This window comes from Castellaniella defragrans, from assembly GCF_014203015.1.
GTDB lineage: Bacteria > Pseudomonadota > Gammaproteobacteria > Burkholderiales > Burkholderiaceae_B > Castellaniella > Castellaniella defragrans.
On record NZ_JACHIB010000003.1, the window covers coordinates 170,680 to 197,388 of the forward strand.

Annotated in this window: 23 protein-coding genes and 3 tRNA genes; 12 read left to right on the plus strand and 14 right to left on the minus strand. The window is 70.5% G+C overall.

The window, feature by feature from the left end:
* The first annotated feature begins 30 nt into the window (after positions 1 to 30).
* Positions 31 to 639: a molybdenum cofactor guanylyltransferase MobA gene (mobA, locus tag HNR28_RS03380; RefSeq protein ID WP_043684307.1), complete on the plus strand. Its 609-nt coding sequence runs from the start codon at positions 31 to 33 to the stop codon at positions 637 to 639.
* Between the two features lie 113 nt (positions 640 to 752).
* On the opposite strand, the gene HNR28_RS03385 is transcribed toward mobA, so the two are convergent.
* The 5 genes from HNR28_RS03385 to moaC are packed head-to-tail and all read right to left on the minus strand — an operon-like array spanning position 753 to position 3,772.
* Positions 753 to 1,961, minus strand: a complete 1,209-nt coding sequence (locus HNR28_RS03385; RefSeq protein WP_043684304.1) for a molybdopterin molybdotransferase MoeA — start codon at positions 1,959 to 1,961, stop codon at positions 753 to 755.
* A 2-nt stretch (positions 1,962 to 1,963) separates the two neighbouring features.
* Entirely contained in the window at positions 1,964 to 2,491 is a 528-nt protein-coding gene (gene moaB, locus HNR28_RS03390; RefSeq protein WP_043684301.1) for a molybdenum cofactor biosynthesis protein B, read from the minus strand.
* Positions 2,488 to 3,006, minus strand: a complete 519-nt coding sequence (locus HNR28_RS03395; protein ID WP_043684299.1) for a molybdenum cofactor biosynthesis protein MoaE — start codon at positions 3,004 to 3,006, stop codon at positions 2,488 to 2,490. The genes moaB and HNR28_RS03395 overlap by 4 nt, the downstream gene beginning before the upstream one ends.
* A 39-nt stretch (positions 3,007 to 3,045) precedes the next feature.
* On the minus strand, positions 3,046 to 3,300 hold the full coding sequence (locus HNR28_RS03400; protein WP_043684297.1) for a MoaD/ThiS family protein: 255 nt from the start codon (positions 3,298 to 3,300) through the stop codon (positions 3,046 to 3,048).
* Complete coding sequence (gene moaC, locus HNR28_RS03405) at positions 3,278 to 3,772, minus strand: cyclic pyranopterin monophosphate synthase MoaC (RefSeq protein ID WP_084330722.1); 495 nt, start codon at positions 3,770 to 3,772, stop codon at positions 3,278 to 3,280. Before moaC ends, HNR28_RS03400 begins: the two co-directional genes overlap by 23 nt.
* Before the next feature lie 106 nt (positions 3,773 to 3,878).
* On the opposite strand from moaC, the gene HNR28_RS03410 reads away from it, so the two are divergent.
* The gene (locus tag HNR28_RS03410) at positions 3,879 to 5,432 is read left to right on the plus strand and encodes an MFS transporter (protein ID WP_084330721.1); all 1,554 of its coding nucleotides are present in this window, start codon (positions 3,879 to 3,881) and stop codon (positions 5,430 to 5,432) included.
* On the opposite strand, the gene HNR28_RS03415 is transcribed toward HNR28_RS03410, so the two are convergent.
* Both HNR28_RS03415 and bioB read right to left on the minus strand, forming a co-directional pair.
* Positions 5,400 to 6,293, minus strand: coding sequence for a hypothetical protein (locus HNR28_RS03415; protein ID WP_043684293.1), 894 nt, complete (start codon positions 6,291 to 6,293; stop codon positions 5,400 to 5,402). The two genes, HNR28_RS03410 and HNR28_RS03415, sit on opposite strands and share 33 nt — an antisense overlap.
* A 22-nt stretch (positions 6,294 to 6,315) precedes the next feature.
* The gene (gene bioB / locus HNR28_RS03420; RefSeq protein ID WP_151023749.1) at positions 6,316 to 7,332 is read right to left on the minus strand and encodes a biotin synthase BioB; all 1,017 of its coding nucleotides are present in this window, start codon (positions 7,330 to 7,332) and stop codon (positions 6,316 to 6,318) included.
* Positions 7,333 to 7,647: 315 nt separating this feature from the next.
* On the opposite strand from bioB, the gene HNR28_RS03425 reads away from it, so the two are divergent.
* The 3 genes from HNR28_RS03425 (at position 7,648) to HNR28_RS03435 (ending at position 7,918) form a co-directional block, all read left to right on the plus strand.
* Positions 7,648 to 7,723 (plus strand) — tRNA-Ala (locus tag HNR28_RS03425).
* 22 nt (positions 7,724 to 7,745) lie between these two features.
* Positions 7,746 to 7,821: transfer RNA gene (locus HNR28_RS03430), tRNA-Glu, on the plus strand.
* Positions 7,822 to 7,841: 20 nt separating this feature from the next.
* A tRNA-Asp gene (locus HNR28_RS03435) sits at positions 7,842 to 7,918 on the plus strand.
* A 215-nt stretch (positions 7,919 to 8,133) separates the two neighbouring features.
* Here the strand turns inward: HNR28_RS03435 and HNR28_RS03440 are convergent.
* Complete coding sequence (locus HNR28_RS03440; RefSeq protein ID WP_151023750.1) at positions 8,134 to 9,066, minus strand: LysR family transcriptional regulator; 933 nt, start codon at positions 9,064 to 9,066, stop codon at positions 8,134 to 8,136.
* Positions 9,067 to 9,173: 107 nt separating this feature from the next.
* On the opposite strand from HNR28_RS03440, the gene HNR28_RS03445 reads away from it, so the two are divergent.
* Genes HNR28_RS03445 through HNR28_RS03470 form a run of 6 tightly spaced genes read left to right on the plus strand, consistent with a single transcriptional unit; the run spans position 9,174 to position 14,919 of the window.
* On the plus strand, positions 9,174 to 10,151 hold the full coding sequence (locus HNR28_RS03445; RefSeq protein WP_043684287.1) for a Bug family tripartite tricarboxylate transporter substrate binding protein: 978 nt from the start codon (positions 9,174 to 9,176) through the stop codon (positions 10,149 to 10,151).
* Positions 10,152 to 10,164: 13 nt separating this feature from the next.
* Positions 10,165 to 11,421 carry a CaiB/BaiF CoA transferase family protein gene (locus HNR28_RS03450; protein WP_043684286.1) on the plus strand — a complete coding sequence of 419 codons (1,257 nt, stop codon included), beginning with the start codon at positions 10,165 to 10,167 and terminating at the stop codon, positions 11,419 to 11,421.
* A 24-nt stretch (positions 11,422 to 11,445) separates the two neighbouring features.
* On the plus strand, positions 11,446 to 12,396 hold the full coding sequence (locus HNR28_RS03455) for an SDR family NAD(P)-dependent oxidoreductase (RefSeq protein ID WP_052355932.1): 951 nt from the start codon (positions 11,446 to 11,448) through the stop codon (positions 12,394 to 12,396).
* A complete protein-coding gene (locus HNR28_RS03460; RefSeq protein ID WP_052355931.1) occupies positions 12,393 to 12,902 on the plus strand; it encodes a MaoC family dehydratase in 510 nt (169 codons plus the stop codon). Before HNR28_RS03455 ends, HNR28_RS03460 begins: the two co-directional genes overlap by 4 nt.
* Before the next feature lie 40 nt (positions 12,903 to 12,942).
* Positions 12,943 to 13,404, plus strand: a complete 462-nt coding sequence (locus HNR28_RS03465) for a tripartite tricarboxylate transporter TctB family protein (RefSeq protein WP_043684284.1) — start codon at positions 12,943 to 12,945, stop codon at positions 13,402 to 13,404.
* 9 nt (positions 13,405 to 13,413) lie between these two features.
* Entirely contained in the window at positions 13,414 to 14,919 is a 1,506-nt protein-coding gene (locus tag HNR28_RS03470; protein ID WP_043684283.1) for a tripartite tricarboxylate transporter permease, read from the plus strand.
* A 40-nt stretch (positions 14,920 to 14,959) separates the two neighbouring features.
* Here HNR28_RS03470 and HNR28_RS03475 read toward each other — a convergent pair whose 3' ends face one another.
* Entirely contained in the window at positions 14,960 to 17,704 is a 2,745-nt protein-coding gene (locus HNR28_RS03475) for an HAD-IC family P-type ATPase (RefSeq protein ID WP_043684281.1), read from the minus strand.
* A 315-nt stretch (positions 17,705 to 18,019) separates the two neighbouring features.
* On the opposite strand from HNR28_RS03475, the gene HNR28_RS03480 reads away from it, so the two are divergent.
* On the plus strand, positions 18,020 to 20,905 hold the full coding sequence (locus tag HNR28_RS03480) for a bifunctional diguanylate cyclase/phosphodiesterase (protein WP_170288403.1): 2,886 nt from the start codon (positions 18,020 to 18,022) through the stop codon (positions 20,903 to 20,905).
* Here HNR28_RS03480 and lnt read toward each other — a convergent pair.
* The 5 genes from lnt to miaB all read right to left on the minus strand — a co-directional run bounded on the left by lnt (position 20,902) and on the right by miaB (position 26,648).
* Positions 20,902 to 22,584 (minus strand): apolipoprotein N-acyltransferase, encoded by a 1,683-nt coding sequence (gene lnt, locus HNR28_RS03485; protein ID WP_184142491.1) that lies wholly within the window; start codon positions 22,582 to 22,584, stop codon positions 20,902 to 20,904. The two genes, HNR28_RS03480 and lnt, sit on opposite strands and share 4 nt — an antisense overlap.
* The gene (locus tag HNR28_RS03490; protein WP_052355928.1) at positions 22,574 to 23,455 is read right to left on the minus strand and encodes an HlyC/CorC family transporter; all 882 of its coding nucleotides are present in this window, start codon (positions 23,453 to 23,455) and stop codon (positions 22,574 to 22,576) included. Before HNR28_RS03490 ends, lnt begins: the two co-directional genes overlap by 11 nt.
* 178 nt (positions 23,456 to 23,633) lie before the next feature.
* A complete protein-coding gene (gene ybeY / locus HNR28_RS03495; protein ID WP_043684279.1) occupies positions 23,634 to 24,107 on the minus strand; it encodes an rRNA maturation RNase YbeY in 474 nt (157 codons plus the stop codon).
* Positions 24,097 to 25,164, minus strand: a complete 1,068-nt coding sequence (locus HNR28_RS03500) for a PhoH family protein (RefSeq protein WP_084330719.1) — start codon at positions 25,162 to 25,164, stop codon at positions 24,097 to 24,099. The genes ybeY and HNR28_RS03500 overlap by 11 nt, the downstream gene beginning before the upstream one ends.
* Positions 25,161 to 26,648: a tRNA (N6-isopentenyl adenosine(37)-C2)-methylthiotransferase MiaB gene (gene miaB / locus HNR28_RS03505; RefSeq protein WP_151024469.1), complete on the minus strand. Its 1,488-nt coding sequence runs from the start codon at positions 26,646 to 26,648 to the stop codon at positions 25,161 to 25,163. The genes HNR28_RS03500 and miaB overlap by 4 nt, the downstream gene beginning before the upstream one ends.
* Positions 26,649 to 26,709 lie beyond the last annotated feature (61 nt).

Here is a 26,709-nt window from a genome sequence, read left to right on the forward strand (position 1 = left end):
ACCCTTCTGTGCCTGTCGAATCCGAGCCGCGTGCAAGCGGCGAGGTGGAGGGATGTCTCGATCTTGTTCGATGGTCTGATTCTCGCAGGCGGGCAATCCCGGCGCATGCGCTCGGCTGATGCGCCCGAGGCCGACAAGGGCTTGATGCCCTGGCGCGGCGAGCCCCTGGCGGCCCATGCCTGCCGCTATCTGCGCGCCCAGGGCGCGGATGCCGTGTGGATCAGCGCCAACCGTCATCCGGAAGACTACGCCGCCTACGGCACGGTCGTGCGCGACGATCCCGATCATGCGCAGTGCGGTCCCCTGGCCGGGGTGCTGGCGGGGCTGCGGCGGGCGCGCTCGCCCTGGCTGTTCGTGCTGCCGGTGGACGTGGTGCGCCAGCCCGGCGACCTGGCGGCGCGGCTGGCCGCCGCGGCGCGGCCCGACCGCCCGGCCTATGCGCGTACGTCCGATGGCCCGCATCCGCTCTGCCTGATGGCGCACCACGATCTGGCGGACGGACTGCAGGCCTTCCTGGACGCGGGCGGCCGCCAGGTCCAGGGCTGGCTGCGCTCCTGCGGCGCGGTCGCCGTGGATTTTTCCGATGCGGACGCGCTGATCAACCTGAACACGCCCGAGGACTGGGACCGCTGGTCCTGATCCGGACCCGCATCCGGCGGGGCCGCGTCGCCGGGACCGCGCCGTCGGGACCGCGCCCCGGCGTTCGCCTTGCCGTGCGTTTGACGATGGGGGCCGCCGACCCTGGCGGATCGTCAGACCAGCCAGTCGGACAGCGCCATCCAGTCCACTTCGGCGCCGGATTCCAGCCGCGCGCCCGCCGGGATGCGGGCCAGGCCGTGCGCCCAGGCCAGGCTGCCGAGCGCGCCCGAGCTTTGCTGCGTGTGCGGCGTCAGGCGGGGCAGCCCGGCGGCGCCCTGCGCGGCCTGGATGCGCAGGAAATCGTCGCGTTCGCCGCCGACGGGGCGGGACGTGTCCAGGATGCCGCGCCGGATGGGGGGCAGCACGTCCCGGCGGCCCTGCAGGCCCCGGATCAGGGGGCTGACCAGCAGCGTGAACACGGCGAAGGCCGAGACCGGGTTGCCGGGCAGGCAGACCACCGGGCGGCCGTTCAGTTCGGCCAGCGCGACCGGCTTGCCCGGCTTCATGCGCACGCGCCACAGGTCCAGCGTGCCGCCCAGGGCCTCGATGGCGGGCTTGACCAGGTCCTTTTCGCCGACCGAGGCGCCGCCCACGCTGAGCACCAGGTCGCAGGCTTCATTGAGTTCGGCCAGCGCCCGGCGGGTGGCGTCCGCGTCGTCGCGCGCGTGGCGCAGCAGCGGCGCGGCGGTGCCCATCCCGCCGCACAGGCCGGCGAGCATCGGCGCGTTGGAATTGTGGATGGCGGCCGGCGGCAGGGGCTGGCCGGGGGGGACGAGTTCGTCGCCGGTGGTCAGGATGCCGACCGTCAGGCGCGGGAAGACGGGCGCCCGGTCGTGGCCCTGGGCCGCCAGGACGGCCAGCTGCCCGGCGCCCAGGCGGGTGCCGCGGAGGAGGACCGTCTGCCCCGCCCGCATGTCCTCGCCCCGGCGGCGGATGTGCTGGCCGGGCGCGGGCGGCGCGAGGACGGCGACCCGGCCGGCGTCCTCGCGGCAGTCCTCCTGCATGACCACGGTGTCGGCGCCCGCCGGGATCACGCTGCCGGTGAACAGGCGGATGGCCTGGCCGGGCAGCAGGGGGTCGGGCGCCTGGCCGGCGAAGCAGCGCTGCTGGATGGGCAGCGTGGCGCCGGGGGCGGCCGCGTCGGCGGCGCGCAGCGCGTAGCCGTCCATGGCGCTGTTGTCGGCGGGCGGCAGGTCCAGGCCGGCGATGATGTCCTCGGCCAGCACGCGGCCGTACAGGGCGTCGAGGGGCAGGGTCTCGCGTCCGGCGGGCGCGCGTCCGCGCGCCGCCAGCCGCGCCTGGGCGGTATCGAAGTCGAGCATGATCAGGTTTCCGTGCGCGCGCGGTAGGCGCTGGCGAAATTGCAGGGGAGCTGGCGGCTGTCGAGCTGGGACAGGAGGATCTTTTCCCAGGCCAGGCGGCAGGCGCCCGTCGAGCCGGGCAGGCAGAACACCAGGGTGTCGTTGGCCATGCCGCCCAGTGCGTCGGACTGCAGCGAGGAGGCGCCGATGTCCAGCCAGGACAGGTGGCGGAACAGTTCGCCGAAGCCGGGCACGACCTGGTCCAGCAGCGGCGTGACGGCGGGAATGGCGGACTTGCCATGGGTGAAGCCCGTGCCGCCGTTGCACAGGATCACCTGGATGTCCGGATCGGCGATCCAGTCGCTGAGGACCTTGCGGATCCGGTAGCGATCGTCCGGGCACAGCGCGCGGGCCTGCAGGACGTGGCCCGCCTCGGCCAGCGCGGCGGCCAGGTAGTCGCCGGTCGTGTCCTCGGCGGCCGTGCGGCGGCTGGAAATCGTCAGCACCGCGCAGCGCAGGCTGACGGGCGGCAGGTCGGGACGGGCTTTCATGGCGTATCGGGGGGCGTGTTGCGGGGCGCGTCCGGGGATGTGCCGGAGGGCGTGTCCTGGGGCATGTCCCAGCGGGCGGTTTTTTCGGCGTCGGCGGCCTGCTGCTCGACCCAGAAGGCGCGGCCGTCGGCCAGGGTCTCGCGCTTCCAGAAGGGCGCGCGGGTCTTGAGGGCGTCGATGATGTATTCGCAGGCGCGGAAGGCCTGGCCCCGGTGGGCGGCGGCCGCGCCGACGAAGACGATGGGATCGCCCAGCGGCAGTTCGCCGACCCGGTGGACCACCACGGTGTCGAGCACGTCCCAGCGCTGTTTCGCCTGGTCGCACAGCGCCTGGATCTCGCGTTCGCACATGCCCGGGTAATGCTCCAGGAACAGGCTGCGGGAGCCGGCGTCGGGGCTGTAGTCGCGCACCATGCCGACGAAATGCACCAGCGCGCCGGCCCGGCCGGCCGCGCGGGTCTGCAGCAGCTCGGCCAGTTCGGCGACTTCAAAGCGTTCGGTCTGGATGCGGATCATGATGGATGCGGCTGGGTGGATGCGCCCGGGGCGTCGGCCTCAGCCGCCGGTGACGGGCTCGAACACGGCGACCTCGTCGCCCGGGCGGATCGTGGCGGCGCGCCCGGCGTGTTCCTGGTTGATGGCGAGCTTCAGGCGCGCCGAGGGGCCCAGCGCGGGGCAGCGCGCCGCCAGGGCGTCCAGCCAGTCGCCCGCCCGGATGGGCGCGTCCAGGGGCAGGGTCTCGCGCCGCAGGCCCATGTGTTCCGCCACCTGGGCGAAATACAGGACATCAATCGTTGTGCCAGTCGCCACTCTTGCCTCCGGTTTTGCTGAGCAGGCGGATCTGCTCGATGACGATGCCCTTGTCGGCGGCCTTGCACATGTCGTAGACCGTCAGGGCGGCGACCGAGCAGGCCGTCATGGCTTCCATTTCGACGCCGGTCTGGTGGCGGGTGCGGCTGGTGGCGCGGATGGTCAGCGTGCGGCTGGATTCGTCGGCCGAGAAATCCACCCCGACGAAGCTGAGCGGCAGGCTGTGGCACAGGGGGATGAGTTCGGCGCAGCGCTTGGCCGCCAGGATGCCGGCGATGCGGGCGGTGTTCAGGACCTCGCCCTTGGCGTTGGCCTGGGCCGACAGCAGGCTCCAGGCGTGGGCATTCAGGCGCACGCGGCCTTCGGCCACGGCGCTGCGGTCGGTCGGCGCCTTGGCGCCGACGTCGACCATGCGGACCTGGCCATTTTCATCCAGGTGGGTAAGGACGGGGGAGAGGTCTGTTTCGCTCATGGGCCTATGATAAACGAGGACGCCGCCGGGCGGCATGCGCCGCTGCTATGATGCCTGTTTGAGGACGCTGCTGCCGCACCGGCGGTGCTTCCGACCGGAATTCCGCATGGCCAAGACGATCGGCGCATTTTTTTCCCTGTATCTGGCAACCCTGATCCTGTTGCTCAGTTCGGGGCTGTTCAACACCTATCTGGGCCTGCGGCTGACCGCGCTGTCCGTGTCCGAGGTCTGGGTCGGGGCGATGATCGCCGCGTACTACCTGGGCCTGGTGCTGGGCGCCCGGGTCGGGCACCGGCTCATCATCGGCGTGGGCCACATCCGCGCCTACGCGGCCTGCGCGGCGATGGTCACCGTCACCGTGCTGGCGATGATCCTGATCGAGGGCCTGTGGCTCTGGCTGGCGCTGCGCTTCGTGGCGGGCATCGCCATGGTGAGCCTGTTCATCGCCATCGAAAGCTGGCTCAACGAGCAGACCGAGAACGCCTCGCGCGGGACCGTGTTCGGCTTCTACATGGTCGCTTCCTGTATGGGCACCGTGCTCGGCCAGCTGGCGCTGGGGCTGTTCCCGAAGCTGGATTCCGAGCCGCTGGTGTTCGTGGCGATCTGCAGCGTGCTGAGCCTCATTCCGGTGACGCTGACGCGCCGCCTGCATCCGGCGCTGCAGGTGCCGGCCCCCCTGGCCCTGCGCTACTACGTGGCGCGCGTGCCCCTGTCCCTGACGGTGCTGTTCCTGGCCGGCATGCTGACGGGCGCGTTCTACGGCCTGGCGCCCGTCTACGGGCTGCAGCACGGCATGGACAATCACCAGGTCGGGGTGTTCCTGGCGGTGTCCGTGGCGGCCGGCCTGGTGTTCCAGTGGCCGCTGGGCTGGCTCGCCGACCACATGAGCCGGGTGCGCCTGATCCGCATCGGCGCGCTGCTCCTGCTGTGCCTGGGGGTGCCGCTGTGGGGCTGGTTCGAGTTTCCCTACCCGGCCCTGGTGGCCTTCTCGGGCGTGCTGGGGGTGGTGCAGTTCACGCTCTATCCCATGGGGGCGGCCTTCGCCAACGACAACGTCGATCCGGAGCGGCGGGTGGGCCTGAGCGCCCTGCTGTACATGGTCTACGGCCTGGGGGCCTGTCTCGGGCCGCTGGCGGCGGGGGGGCTGATGCGGGTCTGGGGATCGGACGTGTACTTCGTCTTCGTGTCGGCCTGTGCCGCCCTGCTGGTGGTGTTCATCCGCGAGCGCAAGGTCAAGGGCACGCACCGCAGCGAGGACGCGCCCACCCAGTTCGTGCCCATGGCCGACACCCTGCAGAATTCCCATGTGATGGCGGTGCTGGATCCGCGCGTCGATCCGCAGCGCGACATCTCGCACGATCCGGTCATCGACGATCCGCTGGCGGCGCCGGCGACAGCGGCATCGGCGTCAACATCGGCACCGGCGGCAGCGACAGCGGCATCGGCACCAACACCGGCACCGGCTGCGGCATCGGCATCGGCGCCAACACCGGCACCGGCGGCGACGCCGTCACCGGCACCAACGGCGGAGGCGCCGGTTCCTGCATCGGCAGCGGCTCCGGCTTCCCGTCCGGTCCCGGTCCCAGCGTGCGGTCCGCTTTCGCCCCTGGCGCCGGGCCTGCCAGCCTCAGCGGGGAAACAGCAGGACGATGGCGCCTAGCGCCAGGACGATGCCCAGCACGTTCAGCAGGCTCAGGCGCTCGCGGAACACGCCCGCGCCCACCAGCGTGCCGATGGAGATCACGCCGATGTTCATGGCCGCGAACACCAGGGTGGGGTTGTCCGGGAAGGTCTGGTGCGCGCGGATGTAGAAGTAGATGTTGCCGAAGTTCAGCCCGCCCAGCAGGACGCCGGACGCCAGGCTGCGGGCGTGCCAGCGGGTGCCCCGGGCCAGCAGCCACAGGCCCATCAGCACGCCGGCCAGGACGAAGCTCAGCAGCAGGCTGCCGGCGAAGCCCGCGCCGATGCGCGCCATCTGCTTGAACAGGATGTCGATGCAGCCGTAGCCCGCCCAGACGCCCAGCAGCACCAGCCAGCCGCGCGACGCCCATCCCCGCGTCTCGTCCTCGGGCGCCGTCGCCGCGGCGCTCCCGGCTGCCGCGGCCGCGGCCCGGGGGCGCGTCAGCAGGCAGGCCAGGGCGCACAGCGCCAGGGCGATGCCGATGGCCTTGCGGCCCGACAGGACTTCGTGGAACACCAGGAAGGCGGCCAGGATCGGCAGGATCAGCGACAGGCGCTGGGCCGTGTCGCTGCGCACGATGCCCGCGCGGCGCACGGCGGCCGCCATGACCAGGAACACGCTGGGCAGCAGCACGCCGAGCAGGCCCAGGATCAGCCAGACGGCGGCCGGCTGCTCGAACAGCGTGTCCAGCGGCGGGTGCAGCAGCCACAGGCATAGCGCCACCGCCGTCGCGTAGTTCACGGCGATGGCCTGGTCGACGCGGATGCCGCCGCTGCGGGCGAGCTTCAGGAAGATCGAGACGGCGACGCTGAAGGAAATGCTGAGGATCAGGGTGTGCATGGTGGGGCGCGTCGGATGAGGGTCAGGCCGGACTGGCGGCCGCGTGGGTTTCCAGGGTTGCGGATACCGTGTCGTCGGGCATCGGCACCAGCCCCAGGCGCTCGAACAGCCGTGCGTCGGCCTGCGCCTGCGGGTTCGGCGTGGTCAGCAGCCGCTCGCCGTGGAAGATCGAGTTGGCGCCGGCCATGAAGCACAGCGCCTGGGTGCTGTCGTGCATGCTCTCGCGGCCCGCCGACAGCCGCACCACGGCGCGCGGCATGACGATGCGGGTCACCGCAATGGTGCGCACGAATTCGATGGGATCCAGGTCGGGCGCGTCGGCCAGGGGCGTGCCGGGCGCCTTCACGAGCTGGTTGACGGGCACCGATTCGGGATAGGGGTCCAGGCTGGCCAGGGCGGCGATCAGGCCGGCGCGGATCTCGCGCGATTCGCCCATGCCCACGATGCCGCCGCAGCAGACCTTAAGCCCGGCGTCGCGCACGCGCCGCAGCGTGTCCAGGCGGTCCTGGAACGTGCGGGTGCGGATGATCTCGCCGTAGTGTTCCGGCGCGGTGTCCAGGTTGTGGTTGTAGTAGTCCAGGCCGGCCGCTTTCAGGCGTTCGGCCTGGCCGTCCTTCAGCATGCCCAGGGTGACGCAGGTTTCCAGGCCCAGCGACTTGACGGCCTGCACGTGTTCGATCACCTGGTCCAGCTGGCGCTCGGTCGGCGACCGCCAGGCGGCCCCCATGCAGAAACGCTGCGCGCCCGCGTCGCGCGCCTTGCGCGCCGCGGCCAGCACCTGCTCCAGCGGCATCAGCGGCGCCGGCGCCACTTCGGTGTGGTAGCGCGAGGACTGCGGGCAGTAGGCGCAGTCCTCGGGACAGGCGCCGGTCTTGATCGACAGCAGGCTGGACTGCTGCACGGCGTTGGCCGGATGGTGCGCGCGGTGCACGGTCTGCGCCCGCAGCAGCAGGTCGTTGAAGGGCAGGGCGAACAGGTCCAGGATCGCCTGGACCGGCCAGACGGGCGCCAGGGTTTCGTGACGGACGCGGGCGTGCATGACGGATGGGCTCCGAGGGTGTCGAACAGCCCGGATCGTAGGCGTTCCGCACATCGCCCCGCAAGCGCCAACGCCGTGCAACCGGCGTGCAAATGGCCGGTAGTACAGTGATCTTGCTTCTTATTGTGCGATAGCCAGCATCGCTGGCCGGGCTTCTGGTCCGATCTTCTTCTGCTCGCGCAGGTGTAAGGATTTGTGATACAGCGCGCGGAAGCAGGGTTTCGAGGCGGACCCGAATAAAAAAATCCGGGCTCGCTTGCACGCCAAAAAAAATTCGTGCATAATCTCGTTTCTTCGTTAACGAAGACCTTGTTTGGGGGTATAGCTCAGCTGGGAGAGCGCTTGCATGGCATGCAAGAGGTCAGCGGTTCGATCCCGCTTACCTCCACCAAACTTTCGTTGTCGAATGTCCTGTCCCCTTCGTCTAGAGGCCTAGGACATCACCCTTTCACGGTGAGTACAGGGGTTCGAATCCCCTAGGGGACGCCAGGATTTTCTGGCACCGCTGCGGAGCGGTAGTTCAGTTGGTTAGAATACCGGCCTGTCACGCCGGGGGTCGCGGGTTCGAGCCCCGTCCGCTCCGCCAAAGAATTCAACGGGTTAGCTAGGTTTAGCTAACCCGTTTTTCTATTCCGAATTCCAATTTTGGAATATGTTTTGGGCTGGCGTCTCCAAATTGTCCGGCTTTCTGGCCGTGGCGAGGTCGCTGCGCAATCCAGGAGCAAGCCCCGGATCACCCGACGCACGCCCGGCGGCTTCCCTGGCGCCGCGCGGTCACAGGCGGGTGGCTCCTCTTCCCTTCTACAACCCCAAGGCCGCCTGCAGCAGGACGACCCGGGGATTCACCGGCCCCGACCTGAAAATCAGCGCCACCGCGCTGGCGGGCGGCGCGGGTGCGACCCGGATCTGCCTGACCGTGCCCGCCGGCACGATGCCGTGGCGCAACAGCGCCACGTCCGGCACGATTCCGATGCCCAGGCCCGCGGCCACCAGCTGGATGCTGGTGGTCGGGCTCGTCGCTTCGATGATGGGCACGGGGACGGGTACCCCCGCATGGGTGAAGCATTCCTCGATCAGCTTGCGGCCCATGGACCCCTCGACCGGCATCACCCAGGGCTCGCGCACCAGATCGATCCAATCGACGCGCCGTGCGCGCAGCAAAGGATGCGCACGGGCGGCGACGACGGCGAACGGCACCTCGAACAGCTTGACGTACTGGAAGGCGCCCGCGTCGGATTCCAGCAGCTGCAGCGGAAAAGTGGTGATCAGCGCGTCGAGCTCGCCCCGCTGCAGGGCCCCGATCAGCGCGGGCACGCGCTCTTCCAGCAGGTGCACGCGCAAGGGGGCGTCCTGCCGGACCAGCCGCTGGATCACGTCGGGCAGGTAGGTCTGCGCCACGAACGGGGGCGCGCCGATGCGGATCTTGATGGCGCAGCGGTCGGCGGCGCGGGCTTCGGAATGGAGGTGGGCCAGTTCCGTCAGCAGCAGCGTGGCGCCCCGCAGCACCACGGCTCCCTGCGCCGTGGGCGTGAGGCCGCGCGTCGTGCGCGAGAACAATGCGAAGCCGAAGGCGCTTTCGATTTCCGCCAGCGCCTTGCTGAGCGCCGGCTGGGTGAGATTGAGCGACTCGGCCGCCGCCCGCAGGCTGCCCCGGGCCTGTACTTCCGTCAGCAGGTTCAGGTGGCGAAAGCGCAGCCTGGCGACCAGGCGGTCGGATTCGGACGGCTTGTCCATCGCTGGGTATGAAAAAGTGTTATCGCAATATAAAAATATATCACTTTTTATATGCACCAGGATTCACTATCCTGCAGGCATGACAAGGACAAGATCAAGGAGACACCATGCACCGTCGCACCTTCTGTCTGGGCGCCCTGGGCGCCGGCCTGGCGTCCGGTTCCTTCGCGCGCGCCGCTGAAACCTATCCCGCGCGGCCCGTCCGCGTCGTCGTGCCCTATGCCGCCGGCGGCGGGCCGGACATCATGATGCGCCAGTTCGGCCCCACGCTCGGCGAAAGAATGGGCCAGCCCATCGTGGTCGAGAACAAGGTCGGCGCCGGCGGCGTGCTGGCCGCCCAGTCCGTCGCCCAGGCCGCTCCCGACGGCTATACCGTCCTGCTGGGCTCCAATTCGCACCTGATCCAGAAGATCCTGCAGCCCGCCCTGGCGTTCGATCCGGTCCGCGATTTCGTGCCGGTGACCCTCATCGCGGCGTCTCCCACGGTCCTGGTCGTGTCCGCCAAGTCGCCGTACCGCAGCGTGCAGGATCTGGCCGACGCCTTGCGGGCGCACCCGGGCAAGATGAATTACGCCTCGGGCGGCGTCGGTTCGGGGGCGCACCTGGGCGGCGCGACCTTCGTGTCGCTGCTGAAGGCCGACGCGGTGCACGTGCCTTTCAAGGGATCCGTGGAAATCCCGGTGTCGCTCGTGCGGGGCGACACGGATTTCGCCTTTGCCATCGCGGGGACCGCCATTCCGCAGGTGCGGGGCGGCCAGCTGCGCGCCCTGGCCGTCACCGGCGCCGCCCCCCTGGCGGAACTGCCGGGCGTCCCGCCGCTGCACGACGTCCTGCACAGCGACCTGGCGATCCAGGAATTCTGGTTCGCCTTCTGGCTGCCCCGCAATCCGTCCCCGGACGTCGTCGGCACGCTCTATCGCGCCACCACGGCCGCGCTGCGGGACCCGGCCGTGGGGCCGATGTTCGAGGCCGCGGGCAACCGCGTGGTCCGGAGCGACGATCCGCAGGCCGCGGCCGAATTCGTGCGCAGCGAATATCGGAAGTGGGCCGACATCATCAAGCTGGCCGGCGTCACCGCCGGCTGAAACGGGAGCATTCATGGCAAAGCCCCTCGAAGGCGTGCGCGTGCTGGATCTGTCGCACGTGATCGCCGGCCCCCTGGCCTCGTTCTACCTGGCGCAGCTGGGCGCCGAAGTCATCAAGGTGGAACCGCCCCTCGCCGGCGAGGTCCTGCGATCCATGAGGGACGGCGCGGACACCGATACGCCCACCGGCTTCGCCGCCATCAATGCCGGCAAGCAATCGCTGGCGCTGGACATCAGGACGCGGGAGGGGGCGGAACTGCTGCGCGGCCTGGCCGCCGACGCCGATGTCTTCATCGAGAATTTCCGCCCGGGCGTGGTCTCCCGGTACGGGCTGGACCATGCGTCGATCCGGGCGGTCAGGCCGGACATCGTCTATTGCTCCATTTCGGGTTTCGGGCAGCGGGGAGACTGGTCGCAGCGCGGCGCCTACGACCACGTGGTGCAGGCCCTGACCGGCATGATGATGATGTCGGGGGAAGGCGACGACGCGCCGCCGATCAAGGTCGGCTTTCCCGTCGTGGACGTGGCGGTCGGCATGCTCGCCGCGCTGGCCATCGTGTCCTCGCTGCACCGCCGCTCGCGCGAGGGCGCCGGCCAGTATATCGATGCGTCCATGGTCCAGGCGTCCCTGATGCTGATGTATCCGAATGCCTGCGCCTGCCTGAGCGACGGAACGCCGACCCGGCGCGTGGGCAACCGCGGCTATACCGGCAGTCCGGCCGCGGACACCTACCGGTGCGCGGACGGCTGGCTGGCCGTCGCGGCCAATACGCCGGCGCAGTTCCGCAGGCTGGCCGGCGTCCTGGGGATCGAGGCCCTGTGCGACGATGCGCGCGCCCTCGACCTCGCCGCCTTCAATGCCCCCAACGGCTTCGTCGTGCCGAACGATCGCGGATACGTTGCGGACCGGCTGCGCCAGGCCTTCGCGGCCCACAGCGCCATGCGGCTGGAGGCGCAGCTGGCCCAGGCCGGGGTGCCCGCCGCCCGGGTGCGCAAACTGGAAGAATTCCTGCACGAGGCCGATGCTTCCGGCTGCGTGAGCCTGCCCGACCATCGCTTCCGCCAGGGCGGGCGCGAGGTCCGCACCCACGGGATCGGTTTCGTCTTCGATCAGGATGGCGGGCCCACGGCGGCGGGCGCGCCGTCGCTGGGGCAGGGCGGCAAGGCGGTGCTGCTGCGGGCGGGCCTGGACGGACGCCGCATCGCGGAACTCGAACGCGCCGGCATCCTCCGGACCGCCGCCGAGGCGCCCGAGCCCCTGGCCTCCTGATCCTTTCGACCCGACGGAGATCCCATGACACCACTTCTGCAAGACCGGGTCGCCCTCGTGACGGGCGCCGGCCGCGGCCTGGGCCGCGCGCATGCGCTCGAACTGGCGCGCCACGGCGCCCGCGTGCTGGTCAACGACCTCGGCGCCGAGACGCCCGGCTCGGCGGCGCAGGCCGTCGTGGAGGACATCCGCCAGGCCGGCGGGCAGGCCCTGGCGCATGGCGCCGACGTGACCGATCCGCGGCAGGTGCGGACGATGGTGCAGGCGGCCATCGCCCAGTGGGGCCGCATCGACATCCTGGTGAACAATGCCGGCATCCTGCGCGACAGGAGTTTCGCCAAGATGAGCCTCGACGATTTCCGGCTCGTCCTGGAGGTGCACCTGATGGGTTCGGTGCATTGCACCCATGCGGTCTGGGACATCATGCGCGCCCAGCATCACGGGCGCATCGTGATGACCACTTCCTCGTCCGGTCTCTACGGGAATTTCGGCCAGGCCAATTACGGTGCCGCCAAGATGGCGCTGGTCGGCCTGATGCAGACCCTGGCGCTGGAGGGCGAGCGCTACGGCATCCGGGTCAACTGCCTGGCGCCGACGGCGGCCACGGCGATGACGGAGGGGCTGCTCGAACCGCAGGCGCTGGATCTGCTGGCGCCCGAATGGGTGAGCCCCGCGCTGGTCGCCCTGGCGGCGGACGAGGCGCCGACCCGGACCATCCTGCTGGCGGGTGCGGGCTGCTTCGAGCAGGCGCACATCACCATGACCCGGGGCATCTGCCTGGACGGCGCCGAGCTGTCCGCGAACGCCCTGATCGAACGCCTGGACGAGGTGGCCGACCGCCGCGCCGACAGCGTCCCGGCCACCGGCTTCGAGCAGCTGCGCCATGAAATTGCCAAGGCCCAGGCCCGCCGACAGCCATGCGCCGCGCATGCGTCCGACGAAGGGCGGGCACCCGACGAAGGGCGGACGCCATGACGAACCCCCGTGGGCAGCCGGCGGCGGCCCTCCGGGCATTCGATTCCGTCCGGTCGCTGCGCGATTTCGTGGGGCGGCCGGCCATCCGGTCGGCCTCGGTGGTGATCGGCCAGGACCTCATCGACCGGTTCGCGTGCGTCACGCGCGACCGCCAGTGGATCCACGTGGATCCCGTGCGGGCGGCGGCGGAGTCGCCGTACGGCGGCACCATCGCGCACGGTTTTCTCCTGCTGTCGCTGCTGAGCTGCTGGCAGTCGAGCTGCATCGCTTTTCCCGGCGCGGCCGTGGTGCTGAACTACGGTTTCGACCGCGTCCGCTTCACGGCGCCCGTCCGCTCGGGTGCGCGGGTGTCGGCCTGCTTCGCGCTGGACCAGGTGGCCGAGCCCCGGCCCGGGGAGGCCCGCTGCGCGTGGGCCGTCACGGTGCGGGCCGAGGAGTCTCCCCGGCCGGCGGTGCATGCCGACTGGCGGATCGTGGTCCGGTACGAGGAGGCCGGGTCGGGCTGAACCGCTGCGCACGGCCCATCAATAAGAGGAGACGGAGACCATGAAAATACGGTCTGAACAGGATTTCTGGTCGGGATTGATGTTCCTGGCCGCCGGCGCCTTCTTCGCCTGGCGCGCGACGGGCTATGCCCGCGGGACGGCCGCCCACATGGGGCCGGGATATTTCCCGTTCTGGCTGGGCATCCTCCTGGCGGTCCTGGGCGCGGGCATTGCGCTGGCCGCCCTGTCGCCGCGCGCCGCCGGGAGCCGGATCGAGCGGTTCGACTGGCGCGTCGCCGGCTGGATCGTCGGCACCGTTGTCCTGTACGGCGCGGCGCTCGAACCCCTGGGCGTGTATGTGTCCATCTTTCTGCTGGTCGTCCTCGGCAGCCTGGCGGGCCGCGATTTCGACTGGAGGGTCGCGGCCGGCAACGGCGCGTTCCTGGCCGTGTTCGCGTATCTCGCCTTCATCAAGGGGCTGGGGCTGGTTTTCCCCCTGTGGCCCTTCGGCCTGGGCCGTTGAGGAACCGCGATGGAACTGTTCGACCACCTGATGCTCGGCCTGTCGGTCGCCTTCACGCCCGAGAACCTGATGTACGCCTTCCTCGGTTGCCTGCTGGGCACGCTGATCGGCGTGCTGCCCGGCATCGGGCCGGTGCCCACCATCGCCATGCTGCTGCCGGTCACCTACGTGCTGCCGCCCACCGCGGGGCTCATCATGCTCGCCGGCATCTACTACGGCGCGCAGTACGGCGGCTCGACCACCGCGGTGCTGGTGGCCCTGCCCGGGGAGACCTCTGCGGTCGTCACGGTGCTGGACGGGCACCAGATGGCCCGCAACGGGCGCGCCGGCGCCGCCCTGGCCCTCGCGGCGCTGGGCTCCTTCTTCGCCGGCTGCGTCGCCACGGTCCTGCTGGCGGCCTTCGCGCCGCCGCTGGCGGCGATCGCCTTCGAGTTCGGGCCCGCGGAATATTTTTCCCTGATGGTGCTGGGGCTGGTAGGGGCCGTGGTGCTCGCCTCCGGCTCCCTGCCCAAGGCCATCGCCATGGTCGTGCTGGGCCTGCTGCTGGGGATGGTCGGGTCCGACGTCAATTCCGGGGTGATCCGCTACGACTTCGGGCTGCCGGAACTGCAGGACGGCATCGATTTCGCCATCGTCGCCATGGGGGTGTTCGGCTTCGCCGAGATCATGACGAACCTGGAGCAGCGGGAAAACCGCATCGACATGATCGACAAGGTCGGCAGCCTGTATCCCAGCCGGCAGGAATTCAAGGAAGCCTGGCCGGCCGCGATCCGCGGCACGCTGCTGGGCTCCGCGCTGGGCATCCTGCCGGGCGGCGGCGCCGTGCTGTCCTCCTTCGCCTCCTACTCGCTCGAAAAGAAAATGTCCGCGCAGCCGGAAAGGTTCGGCAAGGGCCATCCGGCGGGCGTGGCGGGCCCGGAATCGGCCAACAACGCGGCCGCCCAGACCTCGTTCATCCCCTTGCTGACGCTCGGCATCCCGGGCAATGCGGTCATGGCGCTGATGATCGGCGCCATGACCATCCACAACATCTCGCCCGGCCCGCAGGTGATGAGCAACCACCCGCAGCTGTTCTGGGCCCTGATCGTCTCGATGTGGATCGGCAACCTGATGCTGCTGGTGCTCAATCTGCCGCTGATCGGGCTCTGGATCAAGCTGCTGAAAGTCCCTTACCGCATCCTTTTTCCCGCCATCCTGGTGTTCTGCGTCATCGGGGTGTATTCGCTCAACGGCAACGTCTTCGACATCTACCTGACGGCGTTCTTCGGCCTGGTCGGCTACGTGTGGTCCAAGCTGCGCTGCGAGGGTGCGCCCCTGCTGCTCGGGCTCGTGCTCGGCCCCATGATGGAGGAGAACTTCCGGCGCGCCCTGCTGCTGTCGCGCGGGGATTACACGACGTTCGTCAGCCGGCCCCTGACCGCCTCGCTGCTGGCCGCGGCGGTCCTGCTGGTGGTCCTCGTCGCGCTGCCGTCCATACGGAAACAGCGCGCGACGGCCTTCGTCGAAGAGGACTGAGTTCCTGACGGGCCAGGGCGCCCGCCCGCCGCGGGCCTTTTCAGGTCCGGGCGGCCCGCAGCCGCTGGGCGATGAGCTTCTCGGCTTCCACGGCGAAGAAGAGCACCAGCGCGGCGGCCAGGGTGAGCAGCCATTCTCCCGCGCTCAGCGCGGCGGAGCCGAAGATGCGGTGCATGGGGCTCCAGTGGATGTAGACGAACTGGAGGAGCACGGCGATCGCCATGGTGAGCAGCGCGTAGGGGTTGCCGAACAGGCCCTCCCGGTCGAGCACGCTGCGCCGCAGCCGCCGGCTGTTGATCAGGTAGACCACTTCGCACAGCACGATGGTGTTGACGGCCATGGTGCGCGCCACCTCGATGCCGGCGCCGCTGTCGAGCTTGTACAGGAAGAGGGCCAGCGCGCCGAGCATCATCAGCAGCGACACCAGGACCAGCCGCCACAGGAAGAATGCGGTGAACAGGGGCTCTTCGGGGGGGCGCGGCGGCCGCAGCATGATGTTGTCGTCCGGCGCGTCGAACGCCAGCGCGATGCCCAGCGTGCCCGCCGTGACCATGTTGATCCAGAGCACCTGGGCGGGGGTGAGCGGCAGGGCGAGACCGAGCAGCAGGGCCGCGATGACCACCAGGGCTTCGCCGCCGTTGGTGGGCAGCATGAACAGGATGAACTTGCGCAGGTTGTCGTACACGGCGCGCCCTTCGCGCACCGCGGCCGCGATGGTGGCGAAATTGTCGTCGGCCAGCGTCATGTCCGCCGCCTCGCGCGCGGCATCCGTGCCTTTCAGGCCCATGGCGATGCCGACGTCGGCCTGCTTCAGGGCGGGCGCGTCGTTCACGCCGTCGCCGGTCATGGCGACGATGTTGCCGTTGTCCTGCAGCGCCTGCACCAGCCGCAGCTTGTGTTCGGGACTGGCCCTGGCGAAGATGTCCACGTCGGCCACCACGAGGCGCAGCCCGGCGTCGTCCAGCAGGGAGATTTCCGGGCCCGTGACCGCCGGCCTGCCCACGCCGATGCCCAGCTGGGCGCCCACGGCGCGGGCGGTGTCGGCGTGGTCGCCGGTGATCATCTTCACCCGGATGCCCGCGGCGTGGCATTGCTTCACCGCCGCGATGGCCTCGGCGCGCGGCGGATCGATGATGCCGGCCAGCGCCAGCATGACGAAGCCGTCCTCCATGTCGGCGGGCGAGAGCGGGCCGTCCGCCGGTCCGGCGGCCTTGCGGGCCAGGGCCAGCAGGCGCAGGCCGCGCGCGGCGATGTCGTTGACCATGCGCCGCCAGTAGTCCACGTCCAATGGCTGCGGGCCTTCGCCGCCGAGCTGCCAGCGGCACATGGAGAGCACGCGCTCCGGCGCGCCCTTCACGAGGATCCAGTCCGTGCTGCCGGCGTCCTTGTGGTGCGTGGCCATGTAGCGGTTTTCCGATTCAAAGGGAATGGAGTCCAGCCGCGGCCATTCCTTCGACAGCGCGGCGAGGTCCAGGCCGCCCTTCGCGCCCAGCACCAGCAGGGCGCCTTCCGTGGGGTCGCCCACGATGTGCCAGCCGTCTTCGCGCCGTTCCAGCACGCTGTCGTTGCACAGCATGCCGGCCTGCAGGGCCGGCAGCAGATCGCCGCGGCGGGCGGCGCCGGGCCCGCCGCCGTCGGCGGCGATTTCGCCTTCGGGGGCATAGCCCACGCCCGAGGCCCGGTAGACTCCGGCGCCCGTGACGACGAGCTGCACCGTCATTTCGTTGCGCGTCAGGGTGCCGGTCTTGTCGGTGCAGATGATGGTGACCGAGCCCAGCGTTTCCACCGCGGGCAGGCGGCGGATGATGGCCTTCTGGCGCGCCATGCGCTGCACGCCCAGGGCCAGGATGATGGTCATGATGGCGGGCAGGCCCTCGGGGATGGCCGACGCCACCAGCGCCACCGTCATGACGAACATGTCGGCGACGGGATGGCCGCCCAGCAGGACGCCGAAGGCGAAGGTCAGCACCGCGATGCCGAGGATGACGCTGGCCAGGCGGGCGGAAAAGCGGTCGAGCTTGCGCATCAGCGGCGTGCCCGCGCTCTCCACGCCGCTGATCATCCGCGTGATGCGCCCGATCTCCGTCTGCAGGCCGGTGGCCGTCACGATGCCCACGCCCTGGCCGCCGACCACCAGCGTGCCGGAATAGCCCATGCCGTCGCGCTCGGCGAGTGCGGCATCCGCGGCGACCGGCGCCGTGGTTTTTTCCACCGCCAGCGATTCCCCCGTCAGAGAGGCCTGGTCCAGGCGCAGGTCGCGCGCATGGACCAGGCGCAGGTCGGCCGGCACGCGGTCGCCCGAGGCGATGACGACGCGGTCGCCGGGCACGAGGAACGCCGCGTCCATCACCCGCCGCCTGCCCTCGCGGATCACCGTGGCGTGCGGCGGGAGCATGCCGCGGATGGCCGCCAGGGCGTTCTCGGCCTTGCCCTCCTGGACGAAGCCGATCAGGACGTTGACGAGCGCGGCGGCCCACAGCACGGCGGCGTCCACCCATGCGCCCAGCAGCGCCGTGATGATGCCCGCCGCGATCATGAGGTAGAGCAGCAGGTTGTGGAACTGGCGCAGCAGCCGCAGCAGGGGATGGCGGCGCCGGGCGGCGGCCAGCTCGTTGCGGCCGTGCACCCGCAGGCGGGCCCCGGCTTCGGCTTCGGACAGGCCGCCCTCGGGCGATCCGAGCGCGCGCGCCGCGAATTCCGCGCTGCGGCCATGCCAGTCGGTGGGGGCCGCCGCGGTATCGGTCGATGCGGGATCGGCTTTAATGAAGGAGTCGTCCTGGGTCATGCGGCATGCTGCCTCTGTCAATGCTGGAACGTCGGTTCCCGGATGTCGGATCCGGAACGTTGGTGCCGCGCGGGCCTCGCGGGCATGTCCATGCGTCGAATTTCCGGGGGCACATCCCTACGTTATCAAACCCTGCCCGGCTCCGGCCCGCCTGGTGTGGGCCCCGGCTGCGCGAAATCAAAACCCCGATATCCGCCCCTGGATTCCGGTTGTTAGCGTGTTGTCCTTTCCCACGCATCCAGTACCATGCCAGAGGATGGCGTCCCGGGCCGCGCATCGGCCCGCTGCCGCCGCCGTTCATCTGACAGGGAAGGCATGAGCCCTCACACATCGCACGTGGCATGGCCGGCGGTCCGATCCTCCTTCGGACCGGGCACGGCGGCAGCCGTCTTTTTCCTGTTCATGCTGGTCTTCGTGCTGGGCAATGCCGCCGCCGTGCATTCCCTGCTGTCGCGCTACGAGAGCGCGCTCGACCAGGCCGTCACCCTGGACCGCATGCGCGCCGCCAGCCAGCAGCTGGCGGTGCGGGCGATGCGCCTGTCCGACGGCGCCCTGGTGCAGGCGGGCCAGCTCAGCCAGGAAATGGACTTCATGGATCGCGCCCTGCAGGCCCTGGACCAGGGCGGCGTCATCGACGGCCGCGAGATCCCCGCCCTGGCGCAGCCGGCCTCGCGCGATTTCCTGCCCCGCATCCGGCGCGACTGGGTCACCCTGCGCGGCCGGCTGCAGACCGTGCTGCTGGGCACCTACGTGCGCGACGAGCGCGCGGCCGAGGCGCGCGAACTGCCCCAGATCGTCCAGCGCCAGTGGGTGGCCGACGACGCCGAGACCCTGTTGGGCACGCTCGACGCCTGCGCCGACGTCCTGATGCCGCTGCTGCGCGAGGACAAGGACCGCGCCCTGCTGGCCAGCGGCGGGCTGGCGCTGCTGAACCTGATCCTGCTGCTGGGCCTGTACCTGCTGCTGCGCCGCCATCTGGTCCGGCCCCTGCGCGAACTGCGCATCGCCTGCCGGCAGCTGGTCCAGGGACACTACGACGCCCGCATCGGCTATCGGGGCAAGGGCGAGCTCGGCCAGGTGGCGCAGGATTTCAACGACGGCATCCGGCAGGTCCACGACCTGCTGGCCAAGATGCGCGAGGATCAGGCGGGCCTGCTGCGGGCCGACACCATCTTCCAGGGCCTGGCCTCGAACTCCATCGTGGGGATCTTCCTGGTCGAGAACGAGCGCTTCACCTTCGTCAGCAGCAAGATGGCCGAGATCTTCGGCTACGAGCCGCGCGAGATGGTCGACGCCATGACGCTGCTGACCATCGTGGTGCCGCGCGAGCGCTTCCTGATGGCCGAATCGATCAAGGCCAGCCAGAGCCGGCGGGACGGCACGCTGCGCTTCGAGCGCCATGGCCGCCGCAAGGACGGTTCGGAGATCGACATCGAGGTGTTCAGCTCGACCGTGCGGGTGGGCGAGCAGGTCTCGGTCATCGGCATCGTGCAGGACATCACCGAGCGCAAGCAGGCCGAGTCCTCGGCCCAGCTCGCCGCCATCGCCTACGAGAACAGCAGCGAGGCCATCGCCATCACCGATTCGGCCGGGGTGGTCATCGACGTCAATCCGGCCTATTCGCGGATGACGGGCTTCTGGCCCGACGAGATCGCCGGCGAGCTGCTGCCGCTGCTGCGGCCGGGCCGCCACAACCGCGATTTCTACGACGAGATGTGGCATGCCATCAACACCCAGGGACGCTGGGAAGGCGAATACTGGAGCCAGCGCAAGTCGGGCGAGGACTATGCCGAGCGCGTGGTCATGGACACGGCCTGGAACCACGACGGCTCGGTCAACTGCCGGGTGGCGATGCTCAGCGACGTGACGCAGAAAAAGCAGATCGAGGCGCAGATCTGGAACCAGGCGCACCACGATCCCCTGACCGGCCTGCCGAACCGCCAGTATTTCAACGAGCGCCTGCAGGCCGCCGTCCAGTCGGCGGACCAGTCGGGCCAGCCCCTGGCGCTGCTGTTCCTGGATCTGGACCTGTTCAAGGAGATCAACGATTCCATGGGGCACGCGACGGGCGACCGGCTGCTGGTCGAGGTCGCCCGGCGCCTGCAGTCCTGCGCGCCGCCCGAGACCAGCTTCGTGGCGCGCCTGGGCGGCGACGAATTCGTCGTCATCCTGAACGACACCGCGGACAAGGCGCGGATCGACGCGCTGTGCCGCGCCATCCTCGACCGCATCACCGAGCCCTACCGCCTGGGCGGCGATCCGCTGCGAATCTCGGCCAGCCTGGGGGGGGCGCTGTATCCGCAGGACGCCGAGGATGCCGAGTCCCTGATGCGCCACGTGGACATGGCGATGTACGTCGCCAAGGATTCCGGCCGGAACTGCTTCCATTACTTCGACCGGAGCATGCGCGAACGCGCGCGCATGCAGCGCGACCTGATGTACGCCCTGCCGCAGGCCATCCAGGATTCGCAGTTCTTCCTCCTGTTCCAGCCGATCCACTCCTTCCGCACGGGGCGCATCGTGCAGGCCGAAGTCCTGCTGCGCTGGCGGCATCCGGAGTTCGGCGTGATCGTCCCGGCGGACTTCATTCCCTTCGCCGAGGAGCGCCTGCTGATCCGGCCGCTGGGCGACTGGGTGTTCCGCGAATCGATCCGCCAGCTGGCCCGCTGGCGCGAGGCCCTGGCGCCGGACCTGCGCCTGACGATCAACGTCTCGCCCGGCCAGCTCGGCCTGGAGGACGCCGGGCTGGACGTCGTGTTCGGGCTGTTCGATGCGCTGGATCTGCCGCCGGACTGCCTGGTGCTGGAACTCAGCGAGCAGATGCTCATGACCGAGGATCCGCAGGCGCAGGACCGGCTGCGGCGCCTGCACGAGGCCGGACTGCGCTTCAGCGTGGGCGCGGTGTCGATCGGCATGCCGGCCCTGCTGGCGGTGAACGAACTGCCGTTCGAGACCCTCAAGCTCGAACGCGCGACGACCGAGCGCCTGCTGGACGGCGAGCACGCCCCCATGGTGAGCGAAGCCATCATCGCCCTGGCGCACCGGCTGGGCCTGCGGGTCACCGCCGAGGGCATCGTCAGCCAGGCCCAGTACGAGCTGCTGCGCGACGCGGGCTGCGACGAGGGCCAGGGCTACTGGTTCGACGAGCCGCTGGACCAGGCAGCCTTCGAGCAGCGCCTGCGCAGGCAGGCCGGCGGCTAGGGCGCGTCCGCCGGCGCCGGCGGGGATGCCGGTTCTTTGCGCCGCCGCGCCCGGACGGCCAGCAGCAGTCCTAGCAGCGTCCAGGCGAGGATCGGCGCATTGCCCCAGCGCACGTAGGGCGTCAGCCCCTCGGTGCCCTGGACCTCGGCGTCCAGGACGCCCGGGCGGCCCGGTTCGAGCGCGCCCCGCACCTGGCCGCGGGCGTCGATGACGGCGGTGGCGCCGGTGTTGGTGGCGCGCACCACGGGGCGCGCGGTTTCCAGGGCCCGCATGCGGGCGATCCACAGGTGCTGGCGCAGCGCCCAGCCGTCGCCGAACCAGGCCAGGTTGCTCAGGTTGACCAGGATGCTGGCGCCCGGCGCATCGGCGCCGTCGGGCGCGACCGTGGCGGCGATTTCCTCGCCGAAGGTGTCCTCGTAGCAGATGTCGATGGCCAGGCGCTGGCCGCCGACCGCCAGCGGCGGCTGGCGCGCCGGCCCGCGGTCGAAGTCGCCCAGTGGGATCTGCATGGCGCGCACGAACCAGTGGAAGCCGGGGGGAATGAATTCGCCGAAGGGCACCAGGTGGCGCTTGTCGTAGTGCCAGTCGCCGCCGGCCGGGGCCGATGATCCGGCCTGCGGGCGCAGGGCGATGGCGCCGTTGGTGTAGCGGTCGCCGGCCGGCGTGGCGACGTGCAGCGGCGCCCCGAGCACGAAGGTCGCGCGCATCGATTCGGCGGCGGCCCGCCATTGCCGCCAGACGGCCTCGGGCACCTGGTCCTGGAAGATCGGCAGCACGGTTTCCGGCAGGATCACCACGGCGGGGCGGTCCGGCTCGCTCTTGGGGGGCAGCGCGGCCAGGCGCTGGACGCGTTCCTGGGTGGGCCGGAAGAGCTCGGGCTGGAACTTGTCGGACTGGGGGGTGGCCGGCTGGACCAGGCGCACCATCAGGGGCTCGCCCAGCGGGCGGGCCCATTCGACGTGGCTCCAGGCGATGCCCAGCAGCCCGGCCAGCAGGGCCAGGCCCACCACGGCGGCCGCGCTGCGGTCGTAGGCGGTGTCCTTGGCGCGCGCCATCAGCGCGGCGGCGGCGGCGGAGAACGCCGCCAGCCAGGCCAGGCCGTAGACCCCGGCGAACGGCGCCCAGGCGGCGAACATGCCTTCGGCGTGCGCGTAGCCGGCGTTCAGCCAGGTGAATCCCGTGAACAGCGTGCCGCGCAGCCATTCGGCCAGCGTCCAGGCCGAGGCCCAGGCGACGGCGTTGAGGATCTGGCGCGGGGCGCGCCGTTCGGGATGGCCGTGGCCGGCGCACAGCCAGGCGGTCAGGGCGCAGGCGCCCGCCGCGTAGGCGGCCATGGCCGCCGCGAACAGCAGCAGGGCGGCGATGGCCAGCGGCAGCGGCAGGCCGCCGAATTCGTGCATGCTGGTGGTCAGCCAGTAGACGCCGATGCCGAACTGGGCCAGCCCGAACAGCCAGCCCAGGCCCGCCGCCCGGCGCGGATCGGGCGCGCCGAAGGTCAGGGCCGCCAGGACGGCCAGCGCGGCGATCTGCGCGAAGGGCAGGCTCCAGGCGGGCAGGGGGCCGGGCGCGAAGCAGAGCGCCTGCAGGGCGCCGGCCAGCAGCGCCGCCAGGCGGCCGCGTCCCGCGCGCCGCGCGTCCGGCGCACCGGGGCGCGGCGCGGGCGCGGAATCAGGCGGCATGTTCCGGAGCGGGCGGCGGCGGGTCCTGCCGCTGGATGTGCAGCCAGCGCGCCCGCTTGCCGTCGGCGCTCACGACGGTGAAGACCAGGCCGCGGCGTTCGAGGCGCTCGCCGCGCCGCGGGATGTGGCCCAGCTCGGCGGCCAGCCAGCCGTTGAGCGTGTCGGCGTCCTCGTCGGGCAGATGGGTGCCGAAGGTCTCGTTGAAGTCCTCGATCTCGGTGCTGCCCATCGCGCGCCAGCTGTTCTCGCCGGTGCGGAAGATGGTCTTTTCGCCCTCGTCGTCGAATTCGTCCTCGATGTCGCCGACGATCTGCTCCAGCACGTCTTCCATGGTCACCAGGCCGCAGATGCCGCCGTGCTCGTCGATCACGATGGCCAGGTGATTGCGGCTCACGCGGAATTCGTGCAGCAGTTCGTTCAGGCGCTTGGATTCGGGGATGAAGACGGGCGGGCGCACCAGCGCGCGGACGTCCAGGGCGTGGTCCGCCAGGGCCAGCAGCAGGTCCTTGGCGAGCAGCACGCCGACGATGTTGTCGCGGTCGCCCTCGTAGACGGGGAAGCGCGAATGGCCGGTCTCGGTGATGGCCGGCATCAGTTCCGGCAGCGGCCGGGAGATGTCGAGCAGGTCCATGCGCGCACGCGACACCATGATGTCGGCCACGGTCTTGTCCGCGACGGCGAGGGCCCCGGAGATCATGGCGTACGATTCCCCGTCGAGGACGGAGTGGTCGTGGGCGGCTTCGAGGACGGCGCGGATGTCGTCGCGGTCCGCGGGCGGGGCGGGGCGCAGCAGGGCCTTGAAGCGGGACAGAAGGGAACGTGCCGGCCGGGGAGGTCGGGGCTCCGAGTCGGAGGCGTGTGGGTCGGGCATTGTCCTGAGGACGAGTGACGGATTCTGTAGCATAACCGATAAACGGCGGCTGCCGTTCGGCGGGCGAGGCGGGGCCGATGGCGGCCCGCTGCGGACCCGTCAGCCGGGACGGCCGATGATCCGCTCGCGCTGTCCGCTTATGCCGCCCCCTTATGTCCGTCCGCTTATGTCCGTCCGTTCATGTCGCGTAGGGATCGGGGATGTCCTGGGCGGCCAGGATGCGGGTCTCCAGCGCCTCCATGCGCTCAGCCTCGTCGGCCTCGATGTGGTCGTGGCCCAGGGCGTGCAGCACGCCGTGGGTGACCAGGTGGGCGGCGTGGTGCAGCAGGGGCTTGCCCTGTTCGGCCGCCTCGCGCTCCAGCACCGACAGGCAGAGCACGATGTCGCCGCTGATCAGCCCGGAAGGGTCGGCGCCGTACTCGAAGGTCAGGACGTTGGTGGCGGCGTCGCGGCCGCGCCAGGCGGCGTTCAGGGCGCGGCCTTCCCCGGCGTCGACGATGCGCAGGGTCAGGGCCACCGGGCTGCCGGCGCGCGGGTCGGGAGGCGCCAGGGCGGCCGCCAGCGCGCGCCCCACCCAGCGCCGCAGGCGCCAGCGCGGCAGCGCCGGGGCCGGGACCGCGTACTGGACCGACAGGGTGAAATCAGGATACATGGTCGCCCGCCCGCTCGTAGGCCTCGACGATGCGGCCCACCAGCGGGTGGCGCACCACGTCGCGGCTGGTGAAGCGCGTCTGGGCGATGCCTGGCACGTCGTCGAGCACGTCCAGGGCGTGCAGCAGGCCGCTCTGGTGGCCCTTGGGCAGGTCCACCTGGGACGGGTCGCCGTTGATGACGGCCTTGCTGCCGAAGCCGATCCGCGTGAGGAACATCTTCATCTGTTCCGGCGTGGTGTTCTGCGCCTCGTCGAGGATGATGAAGGCGTGGTTCAGGGTGCGCCCGCGCATGTAGGCCAGCGGGGCGATCTCGATGGTCTGTTTCTCGAACAGGCGCTGCGTGCGCTCGAAGCCCAGCAGGTCGTACAGCGCGTCGTAGAGCGGCCGCAGGTAGGGATCGACCTTCTGGACCAGGTCGCCGGGCAGGAAGCCCAGGCGCTCGCCGGCCTCCACGGCCGGGCGCGTCAGCACCAGCCGGGACACCGATTCGCGCTCCAGGGCGTCGATGGCGCAGGCCACGGCGAGCCAGGTCTTGCCGGTGCCGGCCGGCCCGACGCCGAAAGTGACGTCGTGCTTGAGGATGGCGTTCAGGTAGTCGCGCTGGCGCGGGGTGCGCGGCCGCAGGTCGGTCTTGCGGGTGCGCAGGCTCAGGCTGGCGTCGTCCACGGGCGGCAGTTCGGGCAGATCCGGCGCGCCGCCGGAAGCCCCGCCCGCGCGGGCGCCCAGTTCCACCAGGCCGAGCTGCAGGGTGTCCAGCGACAGCGGCCCCTGGGCGGCGCGTTCGTGGAACCAGCGCAGCGCCCGGGCGGCCGGCCGCGCCTGGACGCCCCGGACGGTGAAGCGGGTGCCGCGCCGGGCGATCTCCACGCCGTAGGCCTGGGCGATCTGGCGCAGGTTCTCGTCCAGCGGGCCGCACAGACTGGCCAGGTGGTCATTGTCGGCCTCCAGCTGGAGGGCGAGCGGGCGGGCGGCCTTCGAGGGGGCTTCCGGAGCCGTTGCGGCGGCGCGGCGGGCCGGGGTCTTAGGACCGCTTCTGGTGCTGTTTTTCGTGCTCATGCCGCTCCCTGGGCGACGTGCGCCTCGGCCGAATCCGTCGTGACGATCTCGCCGCGCAGGGTGTTGGCCAGGGCTTCGGTGATGCGCACGTCCACCATCTGGCCGATCAGGCGCGGCTGGCCGGCGAAGTTGACGATGCGGTTGTTTTCCGTGCGGCCTTTCATGTCGCGGGGATCCTTTTTCGAGGGGCCTTCGACCAGCAGGCGCTGGACGCTGCCGACCATGGCGCGGCTGATGGCGGCGGCCTGCTCGTTGATCAGGGCCTGCAGGCGGTACAGCCGGCCGAGCTTTTCGGCTTCCGGCGTGTCGTCGTGCAGGTCGGCGGCCGGGGTGCCCGGGCGGCGCGAATACACGAAGGAGAAGGACTGGTCGAAGCCCACGTGGCGCACCAGGTCCAGCGTCTTCTGGAAGTCGGCCTCGGTCTCGCCGGGGAAGCCGACGATGAAGTCCGAGGACAGCGTCATGTCGGGCCGCGCGGCGCGCAGGCGGCGGATGATGGATTTGTATTCCAGCGCCGTGTAGCCGCGCTTCATGGCGGCCAGCACCCGGTCGCTGCCGGCCTGGACCGGCAGGTGCAGGAAGGGGACGAGCTTGGGCAGCCGGCCGTGCGCCTCGATCAGCCGCGCGGTCATTTCCTTGGGGTGCGAGGTGGTGTAGCGGATGCGCTCGATGCCGGGGATGTCGTGCACGTAGTCCAGCAGCATGGCGAAGTCGGCGATCTCGCCGTGCTCGCCGGCCGGGCCCCGGTAGGCGTTGACGTTCTGGCCCAGCAGGGTGACCTCGCGCACGCCCTGGTCGGCGAGGTCGGCGATTTCCACCAGCACGTCGTCGAACGGCCGCGAGACTTCCGCCCCGCGGGTGTAGGGCACGACGCAGAAGCTGCAGTACTTGCTGCAGCCTTCCATGATGGAGACGAAGGCCGCCGGCCCGTCGACACGGGCGGGGGGCATGGCGTCGAACTTCTCGATTTCCGGGAAGGAGATGTCCACCTGGGACTGGCCGGTGGCGCGGCGCCGGTCGATGAGTTCCGGCAGGCGGTGCAGGGTCTGCGGGCCGAACACCACGTCCACGTAGGGTGCGCGGCGCACGATGGCCTCGCCTTCCTGGCTGGCCACGCAGCCGCCCACGCCGATCACCAGGTCGGGGTTCAGCCGCTTCAGGTGCTGCACGCGGCCCAGGTCGGAAAAGACCTTTTCCTGGGCCTTCTCGCGCACCGAACAGGTGTTGAAGATGATGATGTCGGCGTCGTCCGGACTCTGGGTGAGCTCCACGCCCTTGGCCGCGTGCAGCACGTCGGCCATTTTCTCGGAGTCGTATTCGTTCATCTGGCAGCCGAAGGTGCGGATGAACAGTTTCTTCACGCGGCCGGGCTCGGCGGGCTGCAGCAGGGCGGCCAGGGCTTCTTCGCCGGCGGAGTCCGCGGGGGAGGGGGCGGATGCAGCGGCGGGCGCGAGGCCGGCGCGGCGCAGGGTGGTTTCTTGCATGGCGGTGCCGTGACGGGTTTACATCCCGGGGGCGGAGTGTGGAAACCCTTGATTGTACTGT

Coding starts and splice junctions, on each gene's coding strand:
- HNR28_RS03385 (WP_043684304.1), bottom strand. CDS start 1,961: ATGCTCGACTTCGATACCGCCCAGGCGCGGCTGGCGGCGCGCGGACGC.
- moaB (WP_043684301.1), bottom strand. CDS start 2,491: ATGAAAGCCCGTCCCGACCTGCCGCCCGTCAGCCTGCGCTGCGCGGTG.
- HNR28_RS03395 (WP_043684299.1), bottom strand. CDS start 3,006: ATGATCCGCATCCAGACCGAACGCTTTGAAGTCGCCGAACTGGCCGAG.
- moaC (WP_084330722.1), bottom strand. CDS start 3,772: ATGAGCGAAACAGACCTCTCCCCCGTCCTTACCCACCTGGATGAAAAT.
- HNR28_RS03410 (WP_084330721.1), top strand. CDS start 3,879: ATGGCCAAGACGATCGGCGCATTTTTTTCCCTGTATCTGGCAACCCTG.
- HNR28_RS03415 (WP_043684293.1), bottom strand. CDS start 6,293: ATGCACACCCTGATCCTCAGCATTTCCTTCAGCGTCGCCGTCTCGATC.
- bioB (WP_151023749.1), bottom strand. CDS start 7,332: ATGCACGCCCGCGTCCGTCACGAAACCCTGGCGCCCGTCTGGCCGGTC.
- HNR28_RS03440 (WP_151023750.1), bottom strand. CDS start 9,066: ATGGACAAGCCGTCCGAATCCGACCGCCTGGTCGCCAGGCTGCGCTTT.
- HNR28_RS03445 (WP_043684287.1), top strand. CDS start 9,174: ATGCACCGTCGCACCTTCTGTCTGGGCGCCCTGGGCGCCGGCCTGGCG.
- HNR28_RS03450 (WP_043684286.1), top strand. CDS start 10,165: ATGGCAAAGCCCCTCGAAGGCGTGCGCGTGCTGGATCTGTCGCACGTG.
- HNR28_RS03455 (WP_052355932.1), top strand. CDS start 11,446: ATGACACCACTTCTGCAAGACCGGGTCGCCCTCGTGACGGGCGCCGGC.
- HNR28_RS03460 (WP_052355931.1), top strand. CDS start 12,393: ATGACGAACCCCCGTGGGCAGCCGGCGGCGGCCCTCCGGGCATTCGAT.
- HNR28_RS03465 (WP_043684284.1), top strand. CDS start 12,943: ATGAAAATACGGTCTGAACAGGATTTCTGGTCGGGATTGATGTTCCTG.
- HNR28_RS03470 (WP_043684283.1), top strand. CDS start 13,414: ATGGAACTGTTCGACCACCTGATGCTCGGCCTGTCGGTCGCCTTCACG.
- HNR28_RS03475 (WP_043684281.1), bottom strand. CDS start 17,704: ATGACCCAGGACGACTCCTTCATTAAAGCCGATCCCGCATCGACCGAT.
- HNR28_RS03480 (WP_170288403.1), top strand. CDS start 18,020: ATGAGCCCTCACACATCGCACGTGGCATGGCCGGCGGTCCGATCCTCC.
- lnt (WP_184142491.1), bottom strand. CDS start 22,584: ATGCCGCCTGATTCCGCGCCCGCGCCGCGCCCCGGTGCGCCGGACGCG.
- HNR28_RS03490 (WP_052355928.1), bottom strand. CDS start 23,455: ATGCCCGACCCACACGCCTCCGACTCGGAGCCCCGACCTCCCCGGCCG.
- ybeY (WP_043684279.1), bottom strand. CDS start 24,107: ATGTATCCTGATTTCACCCTGTCGGTCCAGTACGCGGTCCCGGCCCCG.
- HNR28_RS03500 (WP_084330719.1), bottom strand. CDS start 25,164: ATGAGCACGAAAAACAGCACCAGAAGCGGTCCTAAGACCCCGGCCCGC.
- miaB (WP_151024469.1), bottom strand. CDS start 26,648: ATGCAAGAAACCACCCTGCGCCGCGCCGGCCTCGCGCCCGCCGCTGCA.